The organism is Streptomyces sp. NPDC007157 (assembly GCF_040634235.1).
Taxonomy (GTDB): domain Bacteria; phylum Actinomycetota; class Actinomycetes; order Streptomycetales; family Streptomycetaceae; genus Streptomyces.
Genome location: NZ_JBEYFE010000025.1, coordinates 16,198 through 36,479 on the forward strand (window position 1 = coordinate 16,198; position 20,282 = coordinate 36,479).

Here is a 20,282-nt window from a genome sequence, read left to right on the forward strand (position 1 = left end):
CCCAGGGCCCCACTCGATCGGAGAAACCCTCGTGTCCCTCACCTTCCACTGGTTCCTGCCCACCAACGGGGACAGCCGCCATGTCGTCGGCGGCGGTCACGGCACCCCGGCGACGGCCTCCGGCCGGGACCGGCCGCCGACGGTCGCCTATCTGAGCCAGATCGCCAAGGCCGCGGAGGACCTCGGCTTCGTGGGGGCGCTCACCCCCACCGGCGCCTGGTGCGAGGACGCCTGGCTGACCACGGCCATGGTCAGCCAGCACACCGAACGGCTGAAGTTCCTGGTCGCCTTCCGGCCGGGCTTCGTCTCGCCCACGCTCGCCGCGCAGATGGCGTCCACGTTCCAGCGGCAGACCGGGGGACGGCTGCTGCTCAACGTGGTGACCGGGGGCGAGAGCCACGAGCAGCGGGCCTACGGAGACTTCCTCGACAAGGACGCGCGGTACCGCCGTACCGGAGAATTCCTGGAGGTCGTACGGAAGTTGTGGGAGGGGAAGACCGTCGACCTGGAAGGCGAGCACCTTCGGGTCGAGGACGCGAAGCTGGCCCGGGTGCCGGACCCGGTTCCCGAGGTGTACTTCGGGGGGTCCTCACCGGTCGCCGGGGAGGTCGCGGCCCGGCACGTGGACGTGTACCTCACCTGGGGCGAACCGCCGGCGCAGGTCGCCGAGAAGATCGCCTGGATCCGCAAGCTGGCGGCGGAGCAGGGGCGCACCCTGCGGTTCGGGATCCGGTTGCACGTCATCACCCGGGACACCTCGGAGCAGGCCTGGGCCGAGGCGAACCGGCTGCTCGACGGGTTCGACCCGGAGACCGTGCGGTCGGTGCAGACCGGGCTCGCCCGCAGCGAGTCCGCGGGGCAGCAGCGGATGCTGGCGCTGCACGGCGGCCGACGGGACGCGCTGGAGATCCATCCCAACCTCTGGGCGGGCATCGGGCTGGTACGCGGCGGCGCGGGCACCGCCCTGGTCGGCTCGCACGAGGAGGTCGCCGCCCGCATCAAGGAGTACGCGGCCCTCGGTATCGAGGAGTTCGTGCTGTCCGGGTATCCGCATCTGGAGGAGGCGTACTGGTTCGGGGAAGGGGTGCTGCCCCGCCTGGCCGCGGAGGGGGTGTGGCGGCATCCCTTCGGGAGGAGCGACGCCCCCTCGGCGCAGGTGCCGTTCGCGTCCTGACGGTTCCCGGGGGCTAGCCGCGCAGCACGGAGCGGGCGATGCCCGTGAGGTTGCCCTGTGCGGCGAGGATCTCCTTGCGGTCCGATCCGTCGAGACCGGCCGCGTAGACGCTCCCGGCCAGGTCGGTCACATACATGTGGTGGCCGTCCGGGTCGAGGGCGATGCCGATGCCTTCCATGAGGTGGGTCAGAAGGATCTCGGACGTCCACTGACCGTCCGGCGGATCCAGCGGGGAACGGTTGACGGTGTTGCCCTTCGGCGGGTCCCCGCGGTCCGTCCAGTACAACGCCCGCTCATTGAGGTCGACTTCGAGGTCGATCGGTTCGGGCAGTTCCTCGAACAGCACCTCGATGTCGGTGCGCCCGGCCGCCGTCTCCCCGGCGGGTACGGCGAGTGCGGCCCGCAGGATCCTGCCGAGCCCGGCGTCGCTGGGGCCCTTCTGGGACCAGTAGAGGTTTCCGCCGACGGGATCGACGGTGACGCCCACACACCAGTTGGTCTCGTCGCGGCGGTCCTCGTCGCCCTGCCCGGTCTGTACGAGGGTCTCGATGTTCGAGCCGTCGAGGTCGCAGCGCATGACCCGCATGCCCTCGCGGTCACCCCAGTACAGCTTCCGCTCCGCGGCCTCCAGATGGAGCTGTTTCGGCGTGTGCGTGGCGCCCTCGGGGACGATCGTCGTCCGGTTGCCGCCGTCCAGGTCCACGCGCTCGATCGAGCCGTCGTTCTCCGACGGCACACCCATGTTCGTCCAGTAGATGTGTCCGGCCGACGTGTCGACGGCCACCCCGTCGGGGATCCGGCACCCGGTGACGAGAACCTGCTTGTCGGAGCCGTCGGGGTTCACGGAGAACAGCCGGCCGCCGCCGCTCGCCTCCAGCACGAACAGCCTTTCCCGGTCGCCCATCACGTTCCCGCCCATCACGTTCCCTCCTTCGTGTCCGAAGTGGCCGCCGTGCCGGTCGGACCGGACGGGTCGTGCTGCGCGCGCACGGCCAGCAGGGCCGAGAGCATGGCGTCACGCCGGGCGGCCAGGTCGTCGACCGAGTGGCCGTCCGCCTCCTTGAGGACACCGCCCACGATGGTCTCCTGGAGTTCGGGCGTGAACTCGGGGGTGCCCAACTTCTTCCAGGACTCGACCATGACCGGCATGAGGGTCTCCATGAAGTGCTGGATGCCGCCCTCGCCGCCCCCGAGGTGCCACAGCAGATGGGGACCCATCACGCCCCAGCGCAGCCCCGGCCCCCAGGACACCGCGTCGTCGGAGTCCGCCACGTCGAGTACGCCCTCCTGTACCAGGTACACGACCTCCCGGTACAGCGCGGCCTGGATGCGGTTGGCGACGTGCCCGGGCAACTCCTTCTTCAGATGGATCGGTTTCTTGCCGATCGAGGCGTAGAACTCCATGGCGTCCCGGACCGTCTCCGGAGCGGTCCGCGTGCCGCCGACGACCTCGACCAGCGGCACGACGTGCGGGGGGTTGAAGGGATGACCGATGACGGTCCGTTCCGGATGCCGGCACTCGGCCTGCATGACGCTCATCGTGATCGTCGACGAACTCGACGCGATGACGGCGTCCGACGGTGCGGCATCGTCGATGTCGGCGAACAGCTTGACCTTGAGCTCCGGGCGTTCGGGGGCGTTCTCCTGCACGAAGTCGGCGTCCGAGACGGCCTGACGCATGTCCGCGGTGAAACCGAGACGTTCGGGCGAGGCGCCGGGCGCGAGTCCGATCGAGGCGGCCGTGTCCCACGCGCCTTCCACATACGACCGCAGGGCCGCCTCGGCGGTCGGGGACGGGTCGGTCGCCGTGACGTCGAAACCACGGACGAGATAGTGCGTCGCCCAGCTCGCACCGATCGTCCCGGTCCCGACGATCGCCACACGGTGGACGGGCCTGTGCGTTGTCATGAGTGATCACTGCTCCTGACGGTCCGAGAAGGGCGGTGTGCCTGGGGCAACCCTCGACCGACCCGAGGGCGGGCACATCGGGCCGCGCGCCCAGGATTCCGACGCTTCCTTGGTACCGCGGCACATGGGGTGTTCCGCGTTGGTACACGGACACCAAATCGGTGGACAACGTGGTGTTCCGCGCCCAGTGGCTGTGCCCGCGCTCCCTCCTAGCGTCGTTCGTACTGACTCCATCGGAGCCCCCGATCGGAAGGAACGGCAGATGAAGGCGACACACGGTGCACCGGTCGGCCAGGGCCAGGCTCTGGCGAGCCCCAACGGAAACTCCTCCGGGGTCGAGCCACCTGTGCTGGGCGGACCGGAGTACTCCGACTACTTCCTTCTCGACCACCTGCTCACGGACGAGCAGCGGGCCCTGAAGAAGAAGGTCCGCGAGTTCATGGACCAGGAGGTCATCCCGGTCATCAACCCGTACTGGGAACGGGCGGAGTTCCCCTTCGAACTGGTGCCCAAGATGGCGGGACTGGACATCGCGGGGTTCCAGATCTCCGGTTACGGCTGCCCGGGGATGAGCAATGTGACGGCGGGCCTGGTGATCCTCGAACTGGCCCGGGGCGATCTGAGCATGTCGACCATGATGGGCGTCCACTCGGCCCTGGCCATGACATCGATCGCACTGCTGGGCTCCGAGGAACAGAAGCAGCGCTTCCTGCCGCCGATGGCCCGGATGGAGAAGCTCGGCGCCTTCGGTCTGACCGAGCCCACGCACGGCTCGGACGTGGTCAAGCTGGAGACGACCGCACACCAGGACGGCGACTCCTACGTCATCAACGGCCACAAGCGGTGGATCGGCAACGCGACCTTCGCCGACTACTCGATCATCTGGGCCCGCGGCGACGACGGGCACGTGGGCGGCTACGTGGTCGAGAAGGGCACGCCCGGGTTCGACGCCCAGGTCATCAAGGGCAAGACCGCGCTGCGCTGTGTGCAGAACGCGCAGATCTCCCTCACCGACGTCCGGGTGCCGGCCGCGAACCGGCTGGCGAACGTCCACACCTTCCGTGACACCGAGAAGGTCCTGCTGGCCTCGCGCTTCTGCGTCGCCTGGGAGTCGATCGGCGCCGCCGTCGCCGGTTACGAGACGGCACTGGCCTACGCCAAGCAGCGCAGGCAGTTCGGGATGCCGCTGGCCGCGTTCCAGCTCATCCAGTACCGGCTCTCCCGGATGCTCGCCGACATCACCGACATGCTCTGCATGCAGTTCCGGCTGAGCCAGCTCCTGGACGAGGGCGAGTACTCGATGCCCCGGGTCGCGCTGGCCAAGATGCACTACACCGAACGGGCCCGGGCCATCCTCGCCGACGCCCGCGACATGCTCGGCGGCAACGGCATCCTGCTCGACTACCACGTGGCCCGGCACCTGTGCGACATCGAGGCGATCGACACCTACGAGGGCACCGACACCGTGCAGGCGCTGATCGTCGGCCGTGACATCACCGGCTACAACGCCTTCGTGCCCGGGACGCCCAGCCACCACTGACCCGGCGCGTGCCACGGCGCCCTGCCGGGGCTGTCACCCCCTCGGGCGCCGCGCGCGACCCATCGAGGACAAGCCGAGGACAAGCCGAGGACACATCGAGGACAAGGATTCGTCATGAGCAACACGCCACTGCTGGAGGGACTGCACGTCGTCGATCTGGCGAGCTTCATCGCCGGGCCCGCCGCGGCCACCATCCTCGGCGACTTCGGCGCCGACGTCGTCAAGGTGGAACCACCGGGGTCCGGAGACGCCTACCGGTCGCTCAGCCGAATGCCACCGAACCCCCGTGTCGAGGGCGTCAACTACCCCTGGCAGCTGGACAACCGCAACAAGCGCAGCATCGCCCTCAACCTGAAGTCACCCGACGCCCGCGCCGTCGTAGAACGGCTGGTGACCTGGGCGGACGTCCTGGTGACCAACTTCCCGCCGCACACCCGCGCCAAGCTGGGGCTGGAGTACGACGACCTGGCCCCGCTCAACGCCCGGCTGATCTACGCCGATGTCACCGGCTTCGGCGAACAGGGCCCGGACGCCCACCTGCCCGGGTTCGACGTGACCGCGTTCTGGGCGCGCAGCGGCCTCATGGACGTGACGCGCCAGCACGACGCGCCGCCGGCCATCAACGCGTTCGGATCGGGCGACCACCCGACGGCGATCACCCTGTTCGCCGGGATCATGACCGCGCTGTACCGGCGGGAGCGGACCGGCGAGGGGGCACGCGTCACCGCGTCCCTGGTCGCCGAAGGCGCCTGGGCGGCGGGCATGTGGCTGCAGGCCGTACTGGTCGGCGGCAAGGCACCCCGTCCGATCGACCGGACCGACCCGCCGAACGCGCTCGCCAACGCCTATCGCACCGCGGACGACCGCTGGCTGCTGCTGGCCTTCGCCAACGAGGACAAGCAGGTCCCCCTGTTCCTTCAGGCCATCGGCCACCCCGAGGCCATCGAGAACCCGCACTACGCCGACTCGCAGAGCCGCCGCGCGCACGCCGCCGAGATCGTCGGCGTGCTGGACAAGACGTTCGCGGCCCGTCCGCTGGCCGAGTGGCGTGAGGTGCTCGACGCCGCGGGACTCACCTACGGAGTCGCCCAGACGATCGAGGAGTTCGCCCACGACCCCCAGCTCGTCGCCAACGGGATCCTTGTGCCGATCGACGACGGCAACGCGGAACCGCACCTGACGGTCGACAGCCCCGTGCGGCTCGACCAGGAGCCGAAGGTCCCCCCGCGCCCGGCCCCCGACCTGGGCGAACACACCGATTCCGTACTCCGCGACCTCGGCTTCGACACCACCGGGATAGAGCAGTTGCGCAAAGCCGCGGCCGTCGGCTGAAGCCGGGGCTCCGGGGCGCGAGGGAATGTCACGACCAGCAGCGTGAGGAAGAGAAGGGAAACACGTCATGACCACGGACGCGAACACACCGACCGTACGGACCGAGGAGATCGACGGCATCTTCGTGATCACGATAGACCGGCCCCAGGCCCGCAACGCCATCGACGGGGCCACCGCACGAGCCCTCGCCGCCGCCGTCGACCACCTCGAGGCCCACGAGGACCTCAGGGTCGGCATCCTCACCGGTGCCGGCGGCGTCTTCAGCGCGGGGATGGACCTCAAGGCCTTCGCGGCCGGCGACCTGCCCATCATCGAGGGCCGGGGCTTCGCGGGCATCACCCGCGCCAAAATCTCGACCCCGCTGATCGCCGCCGTCGAGGGCTACGCGCTGGGCGGCGGCACCGAGATGGCGCTCGCCTGCGACATGATCGTGGCCGCGCGGAACGCCACCTTCGGCCAGACCGAGGTCCGCTACGGCATCGTGCCGCCCGAAGGGGGCATGCTACGGCTGCCCGAGCGCATCCCGCACAACATCGCGCTCGAACTCCTGCTCACGGGCGAGTCGCTGCCCGCCGAGCGCGCCGAGCGGTTCGGTCTGGTCAACGAGCTCACCGAACCGGGCCAGGCCCTGACGCGGGCCATGGATCTGGCCAGCAGCATCGCGCTCAACGCGCCCCTGGCCATCGAGGCCGTCAAACGTGTCGTCAACGAACGGCGGGCCTTCAGCGAGCAGGACGCCTTCGTCGACCAGGACCTGATCACCGCGCCCGTACTGGCCTCCCACGACGCCCAGGAGGGTGCCCACGCGTTCGCTGAGCGGCGCCAACCGCACTGGCAGGGCCGCTGACCCGACAACCCCTGAGCGCCCGGCCGCTTCACTCCGCGCTCGTGCGCAGGAGCGCCGTGCCGAGGTACTGGACGGCACGCAGCGCGATCTCCAGATCGGTGTGCTCTTTCTGGACCGGATGGCCGATCATTTCCTCGGCTTTTCGGATGCGGTATTGCACGGTGTTCTTGTGCAGAATCTGCGCGGCGGCGGTGGCGGTGTAACTGCAGCCGCTGTCAAGGAAGATCTGAGCGGTCTCCCGGAGCCGCGCGCTGTTCTCGTCGTCGACGGCCAGCGGGCCGAGAACGCACCACACCCAGGCGCGGATGTCGTCGATGTTCGTGGCCATCAGGGCGATGGGGGCGACGGTGGAGAATTCGGTGAACCGGGGGACCGGGTCGGCCACCGCCGCGAGTTCCTGCGCACGCAGTGCCTGCCGGTGGGTGGTGCGGAATCCCTCGATGCCGTACCCCACGCTCCCGGCGCATATGTGCAGGGAGGGATCGGCACGCTCCAGCACGTCCGACACCTCGTTCCACGGGACGTCGCTGTTCGAGCCCAGCGGAAGCCAGGTCCAGGACACGATCGCGTCCCGGGGGACGAACAGCGGTCTGGAGGCGCAGCCGAGCCGCTGGGCGATCTCTTCGGTGATCCGGTGCAGCCGGGCGAGTCCGGCACCCTCGTCGGTCAGGGTGGGCAGCCACGCCACCAGCCCGAGATGATTCTGCCGAAGCCGGTAACCGAGCGACGGTTCCACCCGGTTGAGGTCGACGTCGCCCGCGGTGAGGATGTCGCGCACGCGGGCGGCGCGCGCCGCGGTCTGGCTGAGCAGCCAGTTGTCCCGTTCATGTTGGTAGATCGCGATGACCTGCTCGGTGACCTGGTCGATGTAACCGAAGCTCACGTGCAGCATGCGCCGGTTGGTCGTGACGGCGAGCTCTTCGTCGGCGTTCTGCCGGTCGAGCTCGTCCAGACACCACTGCAGAAAACGCCAGTGCCCGATCCGGTAGGCCCTGATCAACGCACTGAGGGGAATTCCCCGCTGAGCCAGTCTCCGCGCGTACTCAAGCGCGGCCGCGGGTGCCTCGACTTTCTCCAGATCGATGTCGTTCTCGAAGACATGCAACAGCGTGCCGACGTTTTCCGTGACGCTTGCCTGCATCATTTTGACAATGGTCGAGTCGCCCCTGAGTTCCGCTATCTCGGCGAGAACATACTGCCCGACGTCGTTGCCGACCTCCGGGAGATGTGACCCTACGTTCGCCGCGACCACGGACAGTTGCCTTGCGGCTTCTGGGTGCTCCGGAATCATTCCTCAAAGCTACCCGCGGAATGTTCCAGCGGCACCAATTCGGGTCCCGGGGTCGTATCGCGGGCCCAGTGATTTCCGTGCGCCGCGCGCCTAGCGTCGGCTCACATGAACCTCGCACATCACGTGGTCGACGGCGCTCGGACGTATCCGGACCACCCCGTGCTCCGCCTCGGGGACGCCACCCTCTCCTACCGCATGCTGGACCGGCGCAGCGCGTGGACGGCGGGGCTGCTGCGCGATCGTGGCGTGCGGCCCGGCGACCGAGTCGCGGTCATGCTGCCCAACGTGCCGGAGTTCGCCTTCGTGTACTACGGCGTACTCCGGGCCGGTGGCGTCGTCGTCCCGATGAATCCCCTGCTCAAGTCCCGCGAGGTCGCCTATCACCTCGGCGACTCGGGCGCCCGGCTGCTGTTCGCCTGGCACGACTTCGCCGACGAGGCACACGCCGGTGCGCGCCAGGCCGACGCGGAGGCGGTCGTCGTCGGTCCCGACTCGTTCGACGAACTGCCGGACGCCGCCTCGCCGTCGGCAGACATGGCGGACCGTCATGACGACGACACGGCGGTCGTTCTCTACACCTCGGGGACGACCGGTCAGCCGAAGGGTGCCGAACTGACCCACGCCAACCTCGCCCGCAACTGCCAGGTCGTGGCCACCGAGCTGCTCGGTCTCACGGCCGACGACGTGATCTTCGGCGGGCTGCCGCTGTTCCACGCCTTCGGGCAGACCTGCACCCTCAACGCCGCCGTGGTCTCCGGCGCGTGCCTCACGCTGCTGCCGCGCTTCGACGCGGCGCAGACCCTGGAGATCGTCGAGAAGCACGGGGTGACGGTCTTCGCCGGGGTGCCGACGGTGTACAGCAGGCTGGTGCGGGAGCCCGGCAAGAAGGTCTACGACGTCTCCCGGCTGCGGGTGTGTCTCGCCGGTGGTGCCGAGTTGCCCGTCCAGGTGCAGCTCGACTTCCGGGCCGCGTTCGGCTGCGCCGTACTGGAGGGCTACGGGCTGTCGGAGACCTCGCCGGTCGTCGCGGCCAACACCCTGCGGGCCGGACCCAGGCCCGGTTCGGTCGGCGTCCCGATCCCGGGTGTCGAGGTGCGCGTGGTCGACGCCGACAACGGCCGGGAGGTACCGCGGGGGGAGGCCGGCGAGATCACGGTCCGCGGGCACAACGTGATGAAGGGGTACTGGGGGCGCCCCGCGGAGACGGCCGCCGCGATCAGGGACGGCTGGTTCCGCACCGGCGACCTCGGCCGGCTGGACCAGGACGGCTACCTCTGGATCGTCGGACGGCAGAAGGACGTGATCATCCGGGGCGGGTACAACGTGTACCCCCGCGAGATCGAAGGTGTGCTGTACGAGCACCCGGCGGTGGCCGACGCGGCGGTCATCGGTATCCCCAACCCCGATCTGGGCGAGGAGGTGGGCGCGGCGGTCGTGCTCCGGCCGGGGGCCCGGACGACCGCCGAGGAACTGCGTGCGTACGTCAAGGGGCGGGTCGCCGCCTACAAGTACCCGCGGAAGGTGTGGCTCGTGGACGCCCTGCCCAAGGGGCCCACCGGCAAGATCCTCAAGAAGGAGATCGTTCCGCCGTCCGGCGTCCTCGGCACGCCGGGTCGGCCTTGACTCGGATCACATGAAGGGGCAAGCGATCCGAGGTGATCGAGCGGTGCGCGCCCGGCCGGTGCGGCGCCGCGCTCGAACCGGTGCCGCAGGCCTCTGTCCGGCGCGCCGAGGCTGATACGCTCCCGAAATGACCACCTCCGACGCGTCGCCGCAGACCGGCGAGCAGGCCGACCCCTGGCTCACGCCGGCCGAACTGGCCTCCTGGATGTCGGTGGTACGGCTCATCACCCGGCTGCCCTGGGCCCTGGACGCCCAGTTGCAGCGGGACGCGGACCTGAGCATGGTCGAGTACATGGCCCTGGCCATGCTCTCCGAGGCCCCCGACCGGACCCTGCGCATGAGCAGCCTGGCCGAGGTCGTCAACTCATCGCTGTCCAGGCTGTCGCACCTGATGAAGCGGCTGGAGAAGCGCGGTTACGTCCGGCGTGAACCGGACCCCGACGACGGGCGTTTCACCAACGCCGTACTGCTGCCCGACGGTATACGGAAGCTGGAGTCGGCCGCGCCCGGTCATGTGGCCCACGTCCGGCACCTCGTCGTGGACAACCTGTCCCCCGAGCGTCTTCGCCGGCTGGGCCAGGACGCCGAGCGCATCGTCCAGCGCATCGACTCGCCCGTGCGCTGAGCATGCCGCGATGACTTGAGGGTTAACGCGAAGGACGCTACTGCGTGCGGCCCGCGTCCCCGAGTTCCTTGAGCAGCAGGGTCAGCGTCGCGAGGCGGTCGGGGCCGAGCAGCTCCTCGATCCAGCGGCTCGTCTCCCGCACCTGATCGCGGCCCAGCGCCGCCCGCTCGCGCCCGGCGTCGGTCAGCGTGATCAGCTGCCTGCGGCGGTTGTCGGGATCCGTGTTCTTGGTGACGAGGCCACGCGCCACCAGCCGGTCGAGCAGGGGAGTGAGCGTCGACCGGTCGACCGCGGCGTGTGCGCCGAGGGACTTCTGATCGAGGCTTCCCTGTTCGTCCAGGACATGGAGCACGGCGTACTGCGGCGGTGTGAGGTCGCCACCGCAGTGCAGCTGCCACGAGGCGTTGACCGCCTGCGAGGCCCGTCGTAGCTGGTGGGCCATGCCGTCTTCCAGCGTTCCGTCGTACCGCGCTCCTGTCGTCATACGTCCAGATTACCTCCGTCCACTGTCATTCCGTACACGGAGTGTTTGCCATCGCAAGCCTGGTGCTCTACATTAATCCGTGTACGGAATTACCGTGTACGGAAGGTGATGGACATGCCGCGACGGGTGATCTTGGGGATGACCGGGGCGACCGGCGCCGTCCTGGGTGTCGAACTGCTGAGGCTGCTGCGGGAGCAGCCCGACGTGGAGACCCATCTCGTGCTGTCCCAGTGGGCCAGGGCGACGATCCATCTGGAGACCGACCTCTCGGTCCGCGAGGTCACCGACCTCGCGGACGTGACCTACGCGTGGAACGACCAGGGTGCGGCGATCTCGTCGGGGTCGTTCCCGGTGGACGGCATGATCGTGGCGCCGTGCAGCATGAAGACCCTGGCCGGGATCCGTACCGGGTACGCGGACGGTCTGATCCCGCGGGCCGCCGACGTCACGCTGAAGGAGCGACGCCCTCTGGTGCTGGTGCCCAGGGAGACCCCGCTGAGCGAGATCCATCTGGAGAACATGCTGGCGCTGGCCCGGATGGGGGCGCGGATCGTGCCGCCGATGCCGGCCTTCTACAACCGCCCGGACACGATCGACGACCTGGTCAGGCACCTCGCCGTCCGGGTGCTTGACCAGCTCGGCATCCAGGTGCCGTCCGCGCGGCGCTGGGACGGAATGCCCCGTCCGGCCGCATCGACTTCGAAAGGTGCAATCAACTGATGTCCGAAACCACTGATTTCCGGTCCTACCTCGCCCGGCTCGAGGAGCTGGGCGACCTCCAGCGCGTCTCCCGGGTGGTCGACCCGGACCTGGAGGCGTCCGCCGTCACCCGGCGTTCCACCGAGAACGGCCGCCCCGCCCCCTTCTTCGAACACCTCAAGGGCGCCCGCGAGGGCTTCCGCATGGTCGGCGCCCCGGGCGCCCTGTCGAGCATCCCGGGGCATCCGCTGGCCCGGATCTCCCTCTCGCTGGGCCTGCCCTACACGACGACCGCCGCCGAACTCGTCGAGCGGCTCGCGCAGGCCGGCACCGGTGAACTGCTGCCGCCCAGGCGGGTGACCGGCGACGGCGCGCCCTGCAAGCAGCACGTTCTCACCGGCGACGACGCCAGCCTGGACCGGTTCCCGATCCCGGTCGTCCACGAGGGCGACGGCGGACCCTACGTCAACACCTGGGGCGTGATCGTCGCCCGGACCCCCGACGGCCGGTGGACCAACTGGTCGATCTCCCGGATCATGATGATCGACGGCCGGCACATGACCGGACTGGTCCTGCCCGGCCAGCACCTCGGCATGATCTGGCGCGAGTGGGAGGCCCTCGGCCAGCCGATGCCCTACGCCCTGTTCCAGGGCGGCGACCCCGGCGCCGCCGTCGTCGGCGGCATGACCGTACCCACCGAGGTCGACGAGGGTGCCTACCTCGGCGCACTCCTCGGCCGCCCCGTCGACGTCGTCAAGTGCGAGACCAACGACCTCGAGGTACCGGCCTCCGCCGAGGTCGTCATCGAGGGGTACCTGTCCGCCACGCGGGACGCGGTCGAGGGGCCGTTCGCCGAGTTCCACGGCTGGGCCCTGCCCGAGACCTCTCCCCAGCCGCTCTTCGGCATCGAGGCGATCACCTACCGCGAGGACCCCATCTGGCCGCTCGCCCCCGCCGGCCGGCCCGTCGACGACTCCCACGTGGCACCCGCCGCCGGGATCTCCGCCGAGGTCGTCTCCGAACTCCGCAAGGCCGGACTCCCCGTCACCACGGCCTGGTTGCCTCTCCGCGCCGCCTGCTTCTGGACCGTCATCACCGTCCCCTCCGACTGGCGTGACCTGATGCCGGGCATGGACACCGCCCGCTTCGTCCACCGCATCGGCGAGGTCCTGAACGGCACCCGGGTCGGCCGGCTCTCCCCGGTGGTCTACGTCCTCGACGACGACGTGGACCCCGCCGACGACTCCGACCTGCTGTGGGCACTGGCCACCCGCGTGCATCCCACCCTCCGTCAGGAACAGTGGCACGGCCCGATCATGCCCTGGTACCCGTGCTTCACCGAGGAGGAGTTGCACAGCGGCTGGGGAGCCGTCGTCGTACACGACGCACTGCTCCCCGCCGAAGGCCACGGCCGTGCCCGGCAGGCCACCTTCGACGGCGTCTTCCCGGCCGACGTGCGCGCCAAGGTCCTCGCCGCCGAGGCCGAGGCCGAGGCCGAAGGCGGCGCCGATGCGGGAGCCGCCGGCGGCGCCTGACCGGAAGCAGCACCAGGAGCTGCTCTGACGGGTCACAGCATCGGGAGCAGCTCACACGGTCACAGCACCGGGAGCAGCTCACATGGTCACAGCACCGGGAGCCGCTCGTTCCGTCACAGCACCGGAAGCAGCTCCATGGTCGGCAGCGGCCGGGGATGGAAGAGCCGCAGCCGGTGCACCCGCCCGGCCTCGTCCAGTGTCATCAGCCAGGCCACCGACGGCGGGCAGTGCCCGGGGTCGTCGGACGGATTGACGATGTCCATCTCCCACACGGCCAGCGTCCGTCCGGCGACGGCATGGGCGAGCCGCTGGCGTACCCCGGCCTCGATGTCGCCGTCCATGGCACGGACCAGGAGGTCGCCGCCGCCGACCCGGTCGTTCCCCCTGAGCAGGGCGACCTCCGGGGACCAGCGTTCCGTGAGGAGCCGGGCGAATTGCCCGCTCTCGGCGGCGGCCAGCGTCTCCCGGGCCTGGGTGCTGGTCTCGCGGGTACGCCGGTCGGTGTCGCCGTGCGCGGTGTCGGCCGTCGCGGCGAGCGCGGCCGCGAGCTTGGCCCGGCCCTGGCTGAGCCGGCTGCGGACGGTGCCGACCGGGACCCCGCAGGCATGGGCGATCTGCTCGTAGGAGCTGACCCCGGTGGTGAAGTGACGCAGCACCAACGGCAGTCGCAGCACCGGGGTCAGCTCCTCCAGGGCCTCCCAGACCCAGTCCCGCAGCGCACTCTGTTCGAGCCACTGCTCCGGACCGGGCTCCGTCGTCGGCAGGTGCAGGCCCTCGTCCACCGGACGGGCGGGGACCGTGGCCCGCAGCAGGGAGCGGGCGGAGTTGCGGACGATCATCCGCAACCAGGCGCCGACCGCGCCCGGATCGCGGACGTCGCCGATCCGTCGCAGCGCGGTCACAGCCGCCTCCTGCAGTACGTCCTCGGCGTCCGGGCCCGGTCCCAGGATGCCCAGTGCCACCGCTCGCATACCCGCACGATGGCGTTCGAGCAGCAGGCCGAGGGCGGCCACCTCGCCGGCCTGCGCGGCAAGAGTGAGCGCCGTGTCCTCGGCGAGCGCGGCCTCGGCGGTCTCCCGGATCATGCGGGCCGCCCCGTGCCGACGGAGCGCGCCGAACCGTCGGGGGTGTCCGCCGCGGACGGGGCGTCGGTGTCTGCGGCGGTCCGCCGGGGGAAGACCACCCGGAGGCTGCGGACCCTTCTGTCGGGTTCGCGGATCATGAGCCACGCGAGGTTCGCCGGGCAGGGATTCGGGATGCCGTCGGGGTTGACGGTCGCCATTTCCCAGATGGTGATGTCCGGACTCGCCACCACATGGCGCAGGTGCTGGGTGATCCCGCTGCGCCGGGTCCGTTCCATGGCCGGGAAGGGGTGGCAGCGTTCGCCCGGTGTGCGGAGTATGCCGACCAGTTCGGTCTCGGCCGGCCACAGCTCCAGGATCTCCCTGGGCTGACGGCCGCGTATCGCGCCGTCCAGCGTGAGTTCGGCCTCCCTGCGGCTGTCCTCGACGACACGGGACGCGTCGTCGTGGGCCTCCGTGGCGGTCCTCAGCAGCACCTCCGCGAGCTTTCCCCGGGCCTGGCTGAGCCGGCTGCGGACCGTGCCGAGCGGAATCTCGCAGGCCTCGGCGATCTCCTGGTAGGAGGTGATGCCGCTGAAGTGCCGCAGCATCAGCACCAGCCGCGACTGCTGCGGCAGTTCCGCCATCGCGTCCCAGATCCAGTCCCGCAGGGCGTGCCGGTCGACGACCCGCTCCGGGTGCGACGGTTCGTCGGTGCGCGGGGCCGGCCGGTCGAGCCAGTCCAGACCAGGCGTCTCCCGGCCGCCGCGCAACCGCATACGGGAGGTGTTGCGCACGATCGCGCGCAGCCACGCGCCGACGGCCGCCGGATCCCGTACGTCGCCGATCCGCCGGAGCGCGGTGACCACGGCGTCCTGCACCGCGTCCTCCGCGTCGGGGCCGTGGCCGAGCAGGCTGAGCGCCACCGCGCGCATCGGCGCCTGGTGGCGGGCCAACAACAGCCCGAGGGCCGCGGTCTCTCCGGACTGGGCCCTGCGGGTGAGTTCCTCATCCGTGGGGGGATCGAGAAACGCCATGGAGCGAATGCCTCCGTACGGACGTGTCACTGGTGGTGGGGGGACTTTCGCACAGGCGGGTACGCCGGGCACAACTCCCGGCGTACCTTCTGTGACGGAGTTGCCCGCTAGGCCTCTTCGGTGAGCTCCGGCAGCCAGCTTCCGTGGAAGCCGGCCGGGACGGCGTACGGCAGTTCCACCACCGCCTGGACGGAGAGTTCCCGTGCGTCGAGGACGAGCAGTTCGCCGGCCTCGCCGTCGTCGTTCGAGACGAGCGACAGCAGCCAGCCCTCGTCCTCGCTCCCGCCGTCCGCCGCCGGGACGAACACCGCCTCGCCCGCGTAGCGGGCGCCGGGCGTCGCATGCAGCTCGCTGCCCCCGCCCGTCAGGTCGTGCTTGGCGATGCCGTCGCCCGACACGGTGTACAGGTAGCGGTTCGCGCGACCGGTGAGGGTCTCGTTGTGGGTGGGGAACTCGGCGTCCCGGTCGTCAAGTTGGGACTCGGCGACCCGTCCGGTCGCCGGGTCCAGCGCCCAGCGGTACAGCACGGCGGTCGCCCCGGTGTGACCCGGTTCCGGTACGACGGCCGGGCCGATGGGCCCGCCGATGTCGCCCCAGGCGTGGTCGAAGCCCAGGTGGTCGTAGCGCACCGCGTCGAGGACGATCCGCCCCTGCTCGTCCTCGTGGGCGTTGCCGACGTGGAAGACGTAGCAGGGGTCGATGTCGAACCAGCGCACGTCGGTGCTCCCGGGTGTGCGGGACATGATGCCGAGCCGCGCGCCGTAGCCGTCGTCCCAGCGGTAGGGCATGCCGCCGCGTCCGGCGAGGTCCGGGTCGAAGACGACGGGCAGGTCCATCCAGACGATGTGGTGCTCGGTGATGGCGAAGTCGTGCATCATCGTCGGGCCCGGCACGGCTATCGGCCGGCTGTCGAGCAGCTCTCCCTCCGCGGTGACCCGGTGGTAGGTGAGGTAGGGCGGGGCGAACCCGGCACCGAACAGGTGCAGTTCACCGGTGATCGGGTCCTCTTTCGGGTGGGCGGTCATCGAGGTGGTCAGCCGGCCGCCGAAGTCGTAGGGGCCGACGGTCTCCAGCGAGGGGGTGACCCAGTAGGGCAGGCCGACCTCGCACAGGGCCAGCACGGTGTCCGCGTGCCGGATGACATGGGTGTTGCCGGGCGTCGCGGCCAGGTCGACGCTCCCGTCCTCGCGGACGAACGGATGGCCGTCCAGCTCACGGGTGCGGATCCACCGGTTGCGATACCACTCGGCGTGGCCGTCGCGCAGCCGGATGCCGTGCAGCATGCCGGGACCGGTGAACCAGTGCCCCTTGTCCTCGCCGGGCAGCGGGTTGGGGCCGTTGCGCAGGTAGCGGCCGTCCAGTTCGGGCGGAAGGGTGCCGCGCACGGTGAGGTCGCGGGCGCTGTGCTCCTCGGGGACCGGGGCGAAGCGGCCCCGCAAGTACAGGGGGAGGGTGGTCTCTTGGGTCATGCTGCTTTCCTTGTCGGGTCCGGCCGGGCGCTGCCGGCCGCGTTCCGGATCAGGCCGGGCCGCCGCGGCGAGGGGTTCCGCGGCCGTCCGCGGAGGCCCGGGCGGACGATGGCCGGGGTGGACGGTGGCCGGGGTGGACGGTCAGGCGGTGTTCGCCGCGGCGGCCTGCTTGACGAGTGCGGCGACCTCGGCGGGCTTGGAGACGTAGACGGCGTGGCTGCCGCCGGTCTCGGTCACCGTCGCGCCGGCCCGTTCGGCCATGGTGCGCTGGACCGGCGGCGGGATCATGCGGTCATCGGTGGCGACCAGGTAGAAGCTCGGCCTGCTCCGCCAGGCGGGCCGGGTGACCGCCCCGCCGAGCGCGTCCAGACCCCACGGGACCTGCGAGGCGGCCAGGAACCGGGCCTCCTCCTCCGGCAGGTCGCCGGCGAAGGACGCGGCGAACCTCTCCCGGTCCAGGAAGAGGAACCCGTCCTGCGGCGGCAGGATCGGCGGCACCGGAGCGCCCGGCGCCGGGTCGGCGAGGAGGGTGTTGACGGACTCGTCCTTGTCGGGCACGAACGCCGCGACGTAGACGAGCGCGCTCACGTTGTCGTGGTTGCCGGCCTCGGAGATCACCGCGCCGCCGTAGGAGTGGCCGACCAGCACGGTCGGACCGTCCTGGGCGTCGAGGGCCATCCGGGTGGTGGCGACGTCGCCCGCCAGCGAGAGCGTGGGGTTCTGTACGACGGTGACGCGGTAGCCGTCGGCGGTCAGCACGTCGTACACCCCCTTCCAGCCGGATCCGTCGACGAATCCGCCGTGGACGAGGACGACGTTCTTTGCTTCGGGGACGGTGGTCATGACGTGGTTGCTCCTTCGTGAGACGGGTCTACGGTCGTTCGTGGCCGCGTCCGCCGGGTGACGCGGACGCGACCGGTCACTGGGGTACGGAGGACAGGCCCTGGGACTCCAGCAGGCGCCGCTGGGCCCGCTCGGGGTACACCTTCGTGAAGACGATCGGGCCGACCAGGCCGACGACATGGGCGGTGATGCCCACCCACGCCGGGGCGTCCACCGCGTTGCCGATGGCCAGGCTCACCGCGATGAAGGTGAAGCCGGCTCCCCAGGCACTGGTGATGTGGTTGTTGACCTGGAGGAACTCCGGCATGTCCCAGTACTCGCGGGGCGTCTGGCGCTTGGCGATGCCCAGCGTGAAGGGACGGCGGATCGCGAGGGAGCCCCAGGCGGTGGCGCCCAGCCAGACGAACGAGAGGACGTCGGAGTGGTCCTGGAGCGACGAGTCCGGGTCCGCGACGGAGACGGCGCCGATGACGACGAAGTACACGATGGTGCTGGCCTCGAGGATCAGCGCGTCGAGGTCGACCCCTCGACGGAGGTCCTGGAGCAGGAGGAGCAGCCCCGAGACGAGACCGCTGAGCGCACCCCAGCGCCAGTCGACGACGCCCGAGACGACGCCGGCGACGATCCAGGGGACGAAGCCGCGCAGATAAGCCACAAAACCCATTGAGTGTTCCTTGCTGAATGGACGGGGCGGCCCCGGAGGGGGGTTGCTCCGCAGCCGCTCGGTGAACCGACGCGGACTAGATGCAGGGCGAGAGCCAAAGTTCGACGCGCGAAGTGTGACCCTGGTCACAGCGCGGTGCCGGTGGCCGGACGTGCCCGCTGCCATACTGGCCGGCGTGATGCGTGCGGGGGCATGGCGGGACGGTCGGCGTCGGACGCTGCGCCGCGCCACGCAACGGCCGTACGCCTGGGCCGTGTTGCTCGGCCTCCTGGCGGTCGCCGAGTCCCTCGCGGAGTTCGTCGCCGGGCACGGCTCCGTCCCCCGGATGTTCGCGGACCGCGCCTCCGGAACCGGTGGAGTTCAATTCACGCTGGTATTGGGGCTGTTCTGTCTGTCGACAGCGCTACCGCTGGTGTTCCTGCGCCCGTTGGCGGCCGCCGTCACGGTCACCGCCGCGAGCCTGGGCTCCTTCACGATCCTCCACACCCTGACGGTCGCCGGCTTCGCCGCCCAGACCGTTGCCCAGTACCGGCTGGCCCGCACCGGTTCCGCGCTGTCCGCGCTGCTCCTCGGCGCGCCCTTCCTCGTCCTGGCGCTGGCGCCGTCCGCGGACACCCGGGAGGTGCTGCTCGCGGTCCTCGCCCCCTGCGCCGCCTGCGCCGGACTTGCCGGGCAGGCCGCCGCACGCGACCGTGAACACACCGCCGTACGCCGGGTCATGGCCGTCACCGAGTGGGAGAACGCGGCGCGCGGCGAGCGGGCCCGGATCGTCCGCGAACTCCACGACGTCGTCGGCCACCACCTCTCGATGATCGCCGTACAGGCCGAGACGGCCCGGGTGGCCACCCCGGGCATGTCCGCCCAGGGCGCCGAACGCCTGCTCGGCATCGGGGACACCGCGCGCGCCGCGCTCACCGAGATGCGCCGGCTGCTCGGTGTCCTGCGCGAGGACACCGAGCCCGGCACCGGCGGCGATCGCAGTCCCCAGCCGGACCTCGGCCACCTCAACGAACTCCTCGACGAGGCCCGTACGGCCTCCGGCGCCGCCGTCCGCCTGGTGCTCAGCGGCTACCCCCGTGCCCTCGGCCCCGGCGTCGAACTCGCCGTCTACCGCATCGTCCAGGAGTCCCTCACCAACGCCCGCAAACACGCGCCGGGCGCCGCCGTGGACATCGAACTGCACTACGCAGGCGACTGCCTGCGGCTACGCGTCCGCGACAACGGCCCCGGTCCCGCCGCGGGTCGACCGGCCGACGGCCACGGCCTGTTGGGCATGCGGGAGCGGGCCGCAGCGGTGGCCGGCGAGGTCCGCACCGGCACGCCGGACATCGGCGGCTTCCTGGTGACGGCCCGGTTCCCCGTCCCACCGCCCGACGGCGTCGAGGCCCGCACGGAGGAGAGCGCGTGAACAACACCGACTCGCCGATCCGCGTCGTGATCGCCGACGACCATCTGGTCGTCCGGACCGGCTTCGGCGCGCTGCTGGACTCCCAGCCCGACTTCACCGTCGTCGGCACCGCGTCCGACGGCACCGAGGCGGTCCGCGTCTGCCGCGAGACCCGCCCGGACGTCGTCCTCATGGACATCCGCATGCCGGGCCTGGACGGCATCGAGGCCACCCGCCGGCTCCTCGGCACCGCACCGGAGCGGCCGGACGGACCGCGCGTCCTCATCCTCACCACCTTCGACCTCGACGAGTACGTCTACGACGCCCTGCGCGCGGGCGCCAGCGGCTTCCTTCTCAAAGAGGTCACCGCGGAACGGCTCTTCGACGCCGTACGGGTCGTGGCCGCCGGCGACGCGCTGCTCGCACCGGGCATCACCCGCCGGCTGATCAGCGAGTTCGCCCGGCTGCCGGCCCGCGCCGCCGCGAGCACCCCGCAGGCCCGGCCGGGCCCGCTCACCGCCCGCGAGACCGAGGTGCTGCTGCTCGTCGCCGAGGGGCTGTCCAACCCGGAGATCGCGGCCCGGCTCGTCGTCGGCGAGGAGACGGTCAAGACCCACGTCAGCCGGATCCTCGCCAAACTCGGGCTGCGCGACCGCACCCAGGCCGTGATCGCCGCCTACGAGTCGGGACTGGTCGTCCCTCGTGTGAGGGACGGGAAAGCTGGCTCCCACGGGTGACGCGAGCGGCCTTCGTACTTCCTAGC

General features: G+C 70.7%; 19 protein-coding genes. 10 read left to right on the forward strand and 9 right to left on the reverse strand.

The features are described from left to right. The first annotated feature begins 31 nt into the window (after positions 1–31). Complete coding sequence (locus ABZ642_RS35070; RefSeq protein ID WP_360491713.1) at positions 32–1,174, forward strand: LLM class flavin-dependent oxidoreductase; 1,143 nt, start codon at positions 32–34, stop codon at positions 1,172–1,174. A 13-nt stretch (positions 1,175–1,187) separates the two neighbouring features. On the opposite strand, the gene ABZ642_RS35075 is transcribed toward ABZ642_RS35070, so the two are convergent. Next, positions 1,188–2,093, reverse strand: coding sequence for a 3-hydroxyacyl-CoA dehydrogenase (locus ABZ642_RS35075; RefSeq protein ID WP_360491716.1), 906 nt, complete (start codon positions 2,091–2,093; stop codon positions 1,188–1,190). Further along, a complete protein-coding gene (locus ABZ642_RS35080; RefSeq protein ID WP_360491719.1) occupies positions 2,093–3,082 on the reverse strand; it encodes a 3-hydroxyacyl-CoA dehydrogenase NAD-binding domain-containing protein in 990 nt (329 codons plus the stop codon). Before ABZ642_RS35080 ends, ABZ642_RS35075 begins: the two co-directional genes overlap by 1 nt. A 262-nt stretch (positions 3,083–3,344) precedes the next feature. On the opposite strand from ABZ642_RS35080, the gene ABZ642_RS35085 reads away from it, so the two are divergent. From ABZ642_RS35085 to ABZ642_RS35095, 3 genes are all read left to right on the forward strand, one after another. Beyond that, a complete protein-coding gene (locus ABZ642_RS35085; protein WP_360491722.1) occupies positions 3,345–4,622 on the forward strand; it encodes an acyl-CoA dehydrogenase family protein in 1,278 nt (425 codons plus the stop codon). Positions 4,623–4,736: 114 nt separating this feature from the next. After that, complete coding sequence (locus ABZ642_RS35090; protein WP_360491725.1) at positions 4,737–5,954, forward strand: CoA transferase; 1,218 nt, start codon at positions 4,737–4,739, stop codon at positions 5,952–5,954. A gap of 67 nt (positions 5,955–6,021) precedes the next feature. Next, positions 6,022–6,801: a crotonase/enoyl-CoA hydratase family protein gene (locus ABZ642_RS35095; protein WP_360491729.1), complete on the forward strand. Its 780-nt coding sequence runs from the start codon at positions 6,022–6,024 to the stop codon at positions 6,799–6,801. A 28-nt stretch (positions 6,802–6,829) separates the two neighbouring features. Here ABZ642_RS35095 and ABZ642_RS35100 read toward each other — a convergent pair whose 3' ends face one another. Continuing rightward, entirely contained in the window at positions 6,830–8,092 is a 1,263-nt protein-coding gene (locus ABZ642_RS35100) for a helix-turn-helix domain-containing protein (RefSeq protein WP_360491732.1), read from the reverse strand. A 105-nt stretch (positions 8,093–8,197) separates the two neighbouring features. Here ABZ642_RS35100 and ABZ642_RS35105 point away from each other — a divergent pair, with 105 nt between their 5' ends. Both ABZ642_RS35105 and ABZ642_RS35110 read left to right on the forward strand, forming a co-directional pair. Further along, the gene (locus tag ABZ642_RS35105; protein ID WP_360491734.1) at positions 8,198–9,715 is read left to right on the forward strand and encodes a long-chain fatty acid--CoA ligase; all 1,518 of its coding nucleotides are present in this window, start codon (positions 8,198–8,200) and stop codon (positions 9,713–9,715) included. 127 nt (positions 9,716–9,842) lie between these two features. After that, positions 9,843–10,340 carry a MarR family transcriptional regulator gene (locus ABZ642_RS35110; protein ID WP_360491737.1) on the forward strand — a complete coding sequence of 166 codons (498 nt, stop codon included), beginning with the start codon at positions 9,843–9,845 and terminating at the stop codon, positions 10,338–10,340. A gap of 37 nt (positions 10,341–10,377) precedes the next feature. Here the strand turns inward: ABZ642_RS35110 and ABZ642_RS35115 are convergent, their stop codons facing one another. Next, complete coding sequence (locus ABZ642_RS35115) at positions 10,378–10,824, reverse strand: MarR family transcriptional regulator (RefSeq protein WP_360491740.1); 447 nt, start codon at positions 10,822–10,824, stop codon at positions 10,378–10,380. Between the two features lie 114 nt (positions 10,825–10,938). On the opposite strand from ABZ642_RS35115, the gene ABZ642_RS35120 reads away from it, so the two are divergent. Then, positions 10,939–11,544 carry a non-oxidative hydroxyarylic acid decarboxylases subunit B gene (locus ABZ642_RS35120; protein ID WP_360491743.1) on the forward strand — a complete coding sequence of 202 codons (606 nt, stop codon included), beginning with the start codon at positions 10,939–10,941 and terminating at the stop codon, positions 11,542–11,544. Beyond that, complete coding sequence (locus ABZ642_RS35125; protein WP_360491746.1) at positions 11,544–13,058, forward strand: UbiD family decarboxylase; 1,515 nt, start codon at positions 11,544–11,546, stop codon at positions 13,056–13,058. The genes ABZ642_RS35120 and ABZ642_RS35125 overlap by 1 nt, the downstream gene beginning before the upstream one ends. A 113-nt stretch (positions 13,059–13,171) precedes the next feature. On the opposite strand, the gene ABZ642_RS35130 is transcribed toward ABZ642_RS35125, so the two are convergent. The 5 genes from ABZ642_RS35130 to ABZ642_RS35150 form a co-directional block, all read right to left on the reverse strand. Beyond that, on the reverse strand, positions 13,172–14,143 hold the full coding sequence (locus tag ABZ642_RS35130; protein WP_360491749.1) for a sigma-70 family RNA polymerase sigma factor: 972 nt from the start codon (positions 14,141–14,143) through the stop codon (positions 13,172–13,174). After that, positions 14,140–15,156 carry a sigma-70 family RNA polymerase sigma factor gene (locus tag ABZ642_RS35135; RefSeq protein ID WP_360491752.1) on the reverse strand — a complete coding sequence of 339 codons (1,017 nt, stop codon included), beginning with the start codon at positions 15,154–15,156 and terminating at the stop codon, positions 14,140–14,142. The genes ABZ642_RS35130 and ABZ642_RS35135 overlap by 4 nt, the downstream gene beginning before the upstream one ends. Positions 15,157–15,263: 107 nt before the next feature. After that, positions 15,264–16,625, reverse strand: a complete 1,362-nt coding sequence (locus ABZ642_RS35140; RefSeq protein WP_360491755.1) for a carotenoid oxygenase family protein — start codon at positions 16,623–16,625, stop codon at positions 15,264–15,266. A gap of 141 nt (positions 16,626–16,766) precedes the next feature. Beyond that, the gene (locus ABZ642_RS35145; protein WP_360491758.1) at positions 16,767–17,468 is read right to left on the reverse strand and encodes an alpha/beta hydrolase; all 702 of its coding nucleotides are present in this window, start codon (positions 17,466–17,468) and stop codon (positions 16,767–16,769) included. Between the two features lie 76 nt (positions 17,469–17,544). Then, on the reverse strand, positions 17,545–18,132 hold the full coding sequence (locus tag ABZ642_RS35150; RefSeq protein WP_360491761.1) for a hypothetical protein: 588 nt from the start codon (positions 18,130–18,132) through the stop codon (positions 17,545–17,547). Positions 18,133–18,283: 151 nt separating this feature from the next. Between ABZ642_RS35150 and ABZ642_RS35155 the strand changes: the two genes are divergently transcribed. After that, positions 18,284–19,540: a sensor histidine kinase gene (locus ABZ642_RS35155; protein WP_360491764.1), complete on the forward strand. Its 1,257-nt coding sequence runs from the start codon at positions 18,284–18,286 to the stop codon at positions 19,538–19,540. Beyond that, on the forward strand, positions 19,537–20,256 hold the full coding sequence (locus ABZ642_RS35160; RefSeq protein ID WP_360491767.1) for a response regulator transcription factor: 720 nt from the start codon (positions 19,537–19,539) through the stop codon (positions 20,254–20,256). Before ABZ642_RS35155 ends, ABZ642_RS35160 begins: the two co-directional genes overlap by 4 nt. The last annotated feature ends 26 nt before the right edge of the window (positions 20,257–20,282 follow it).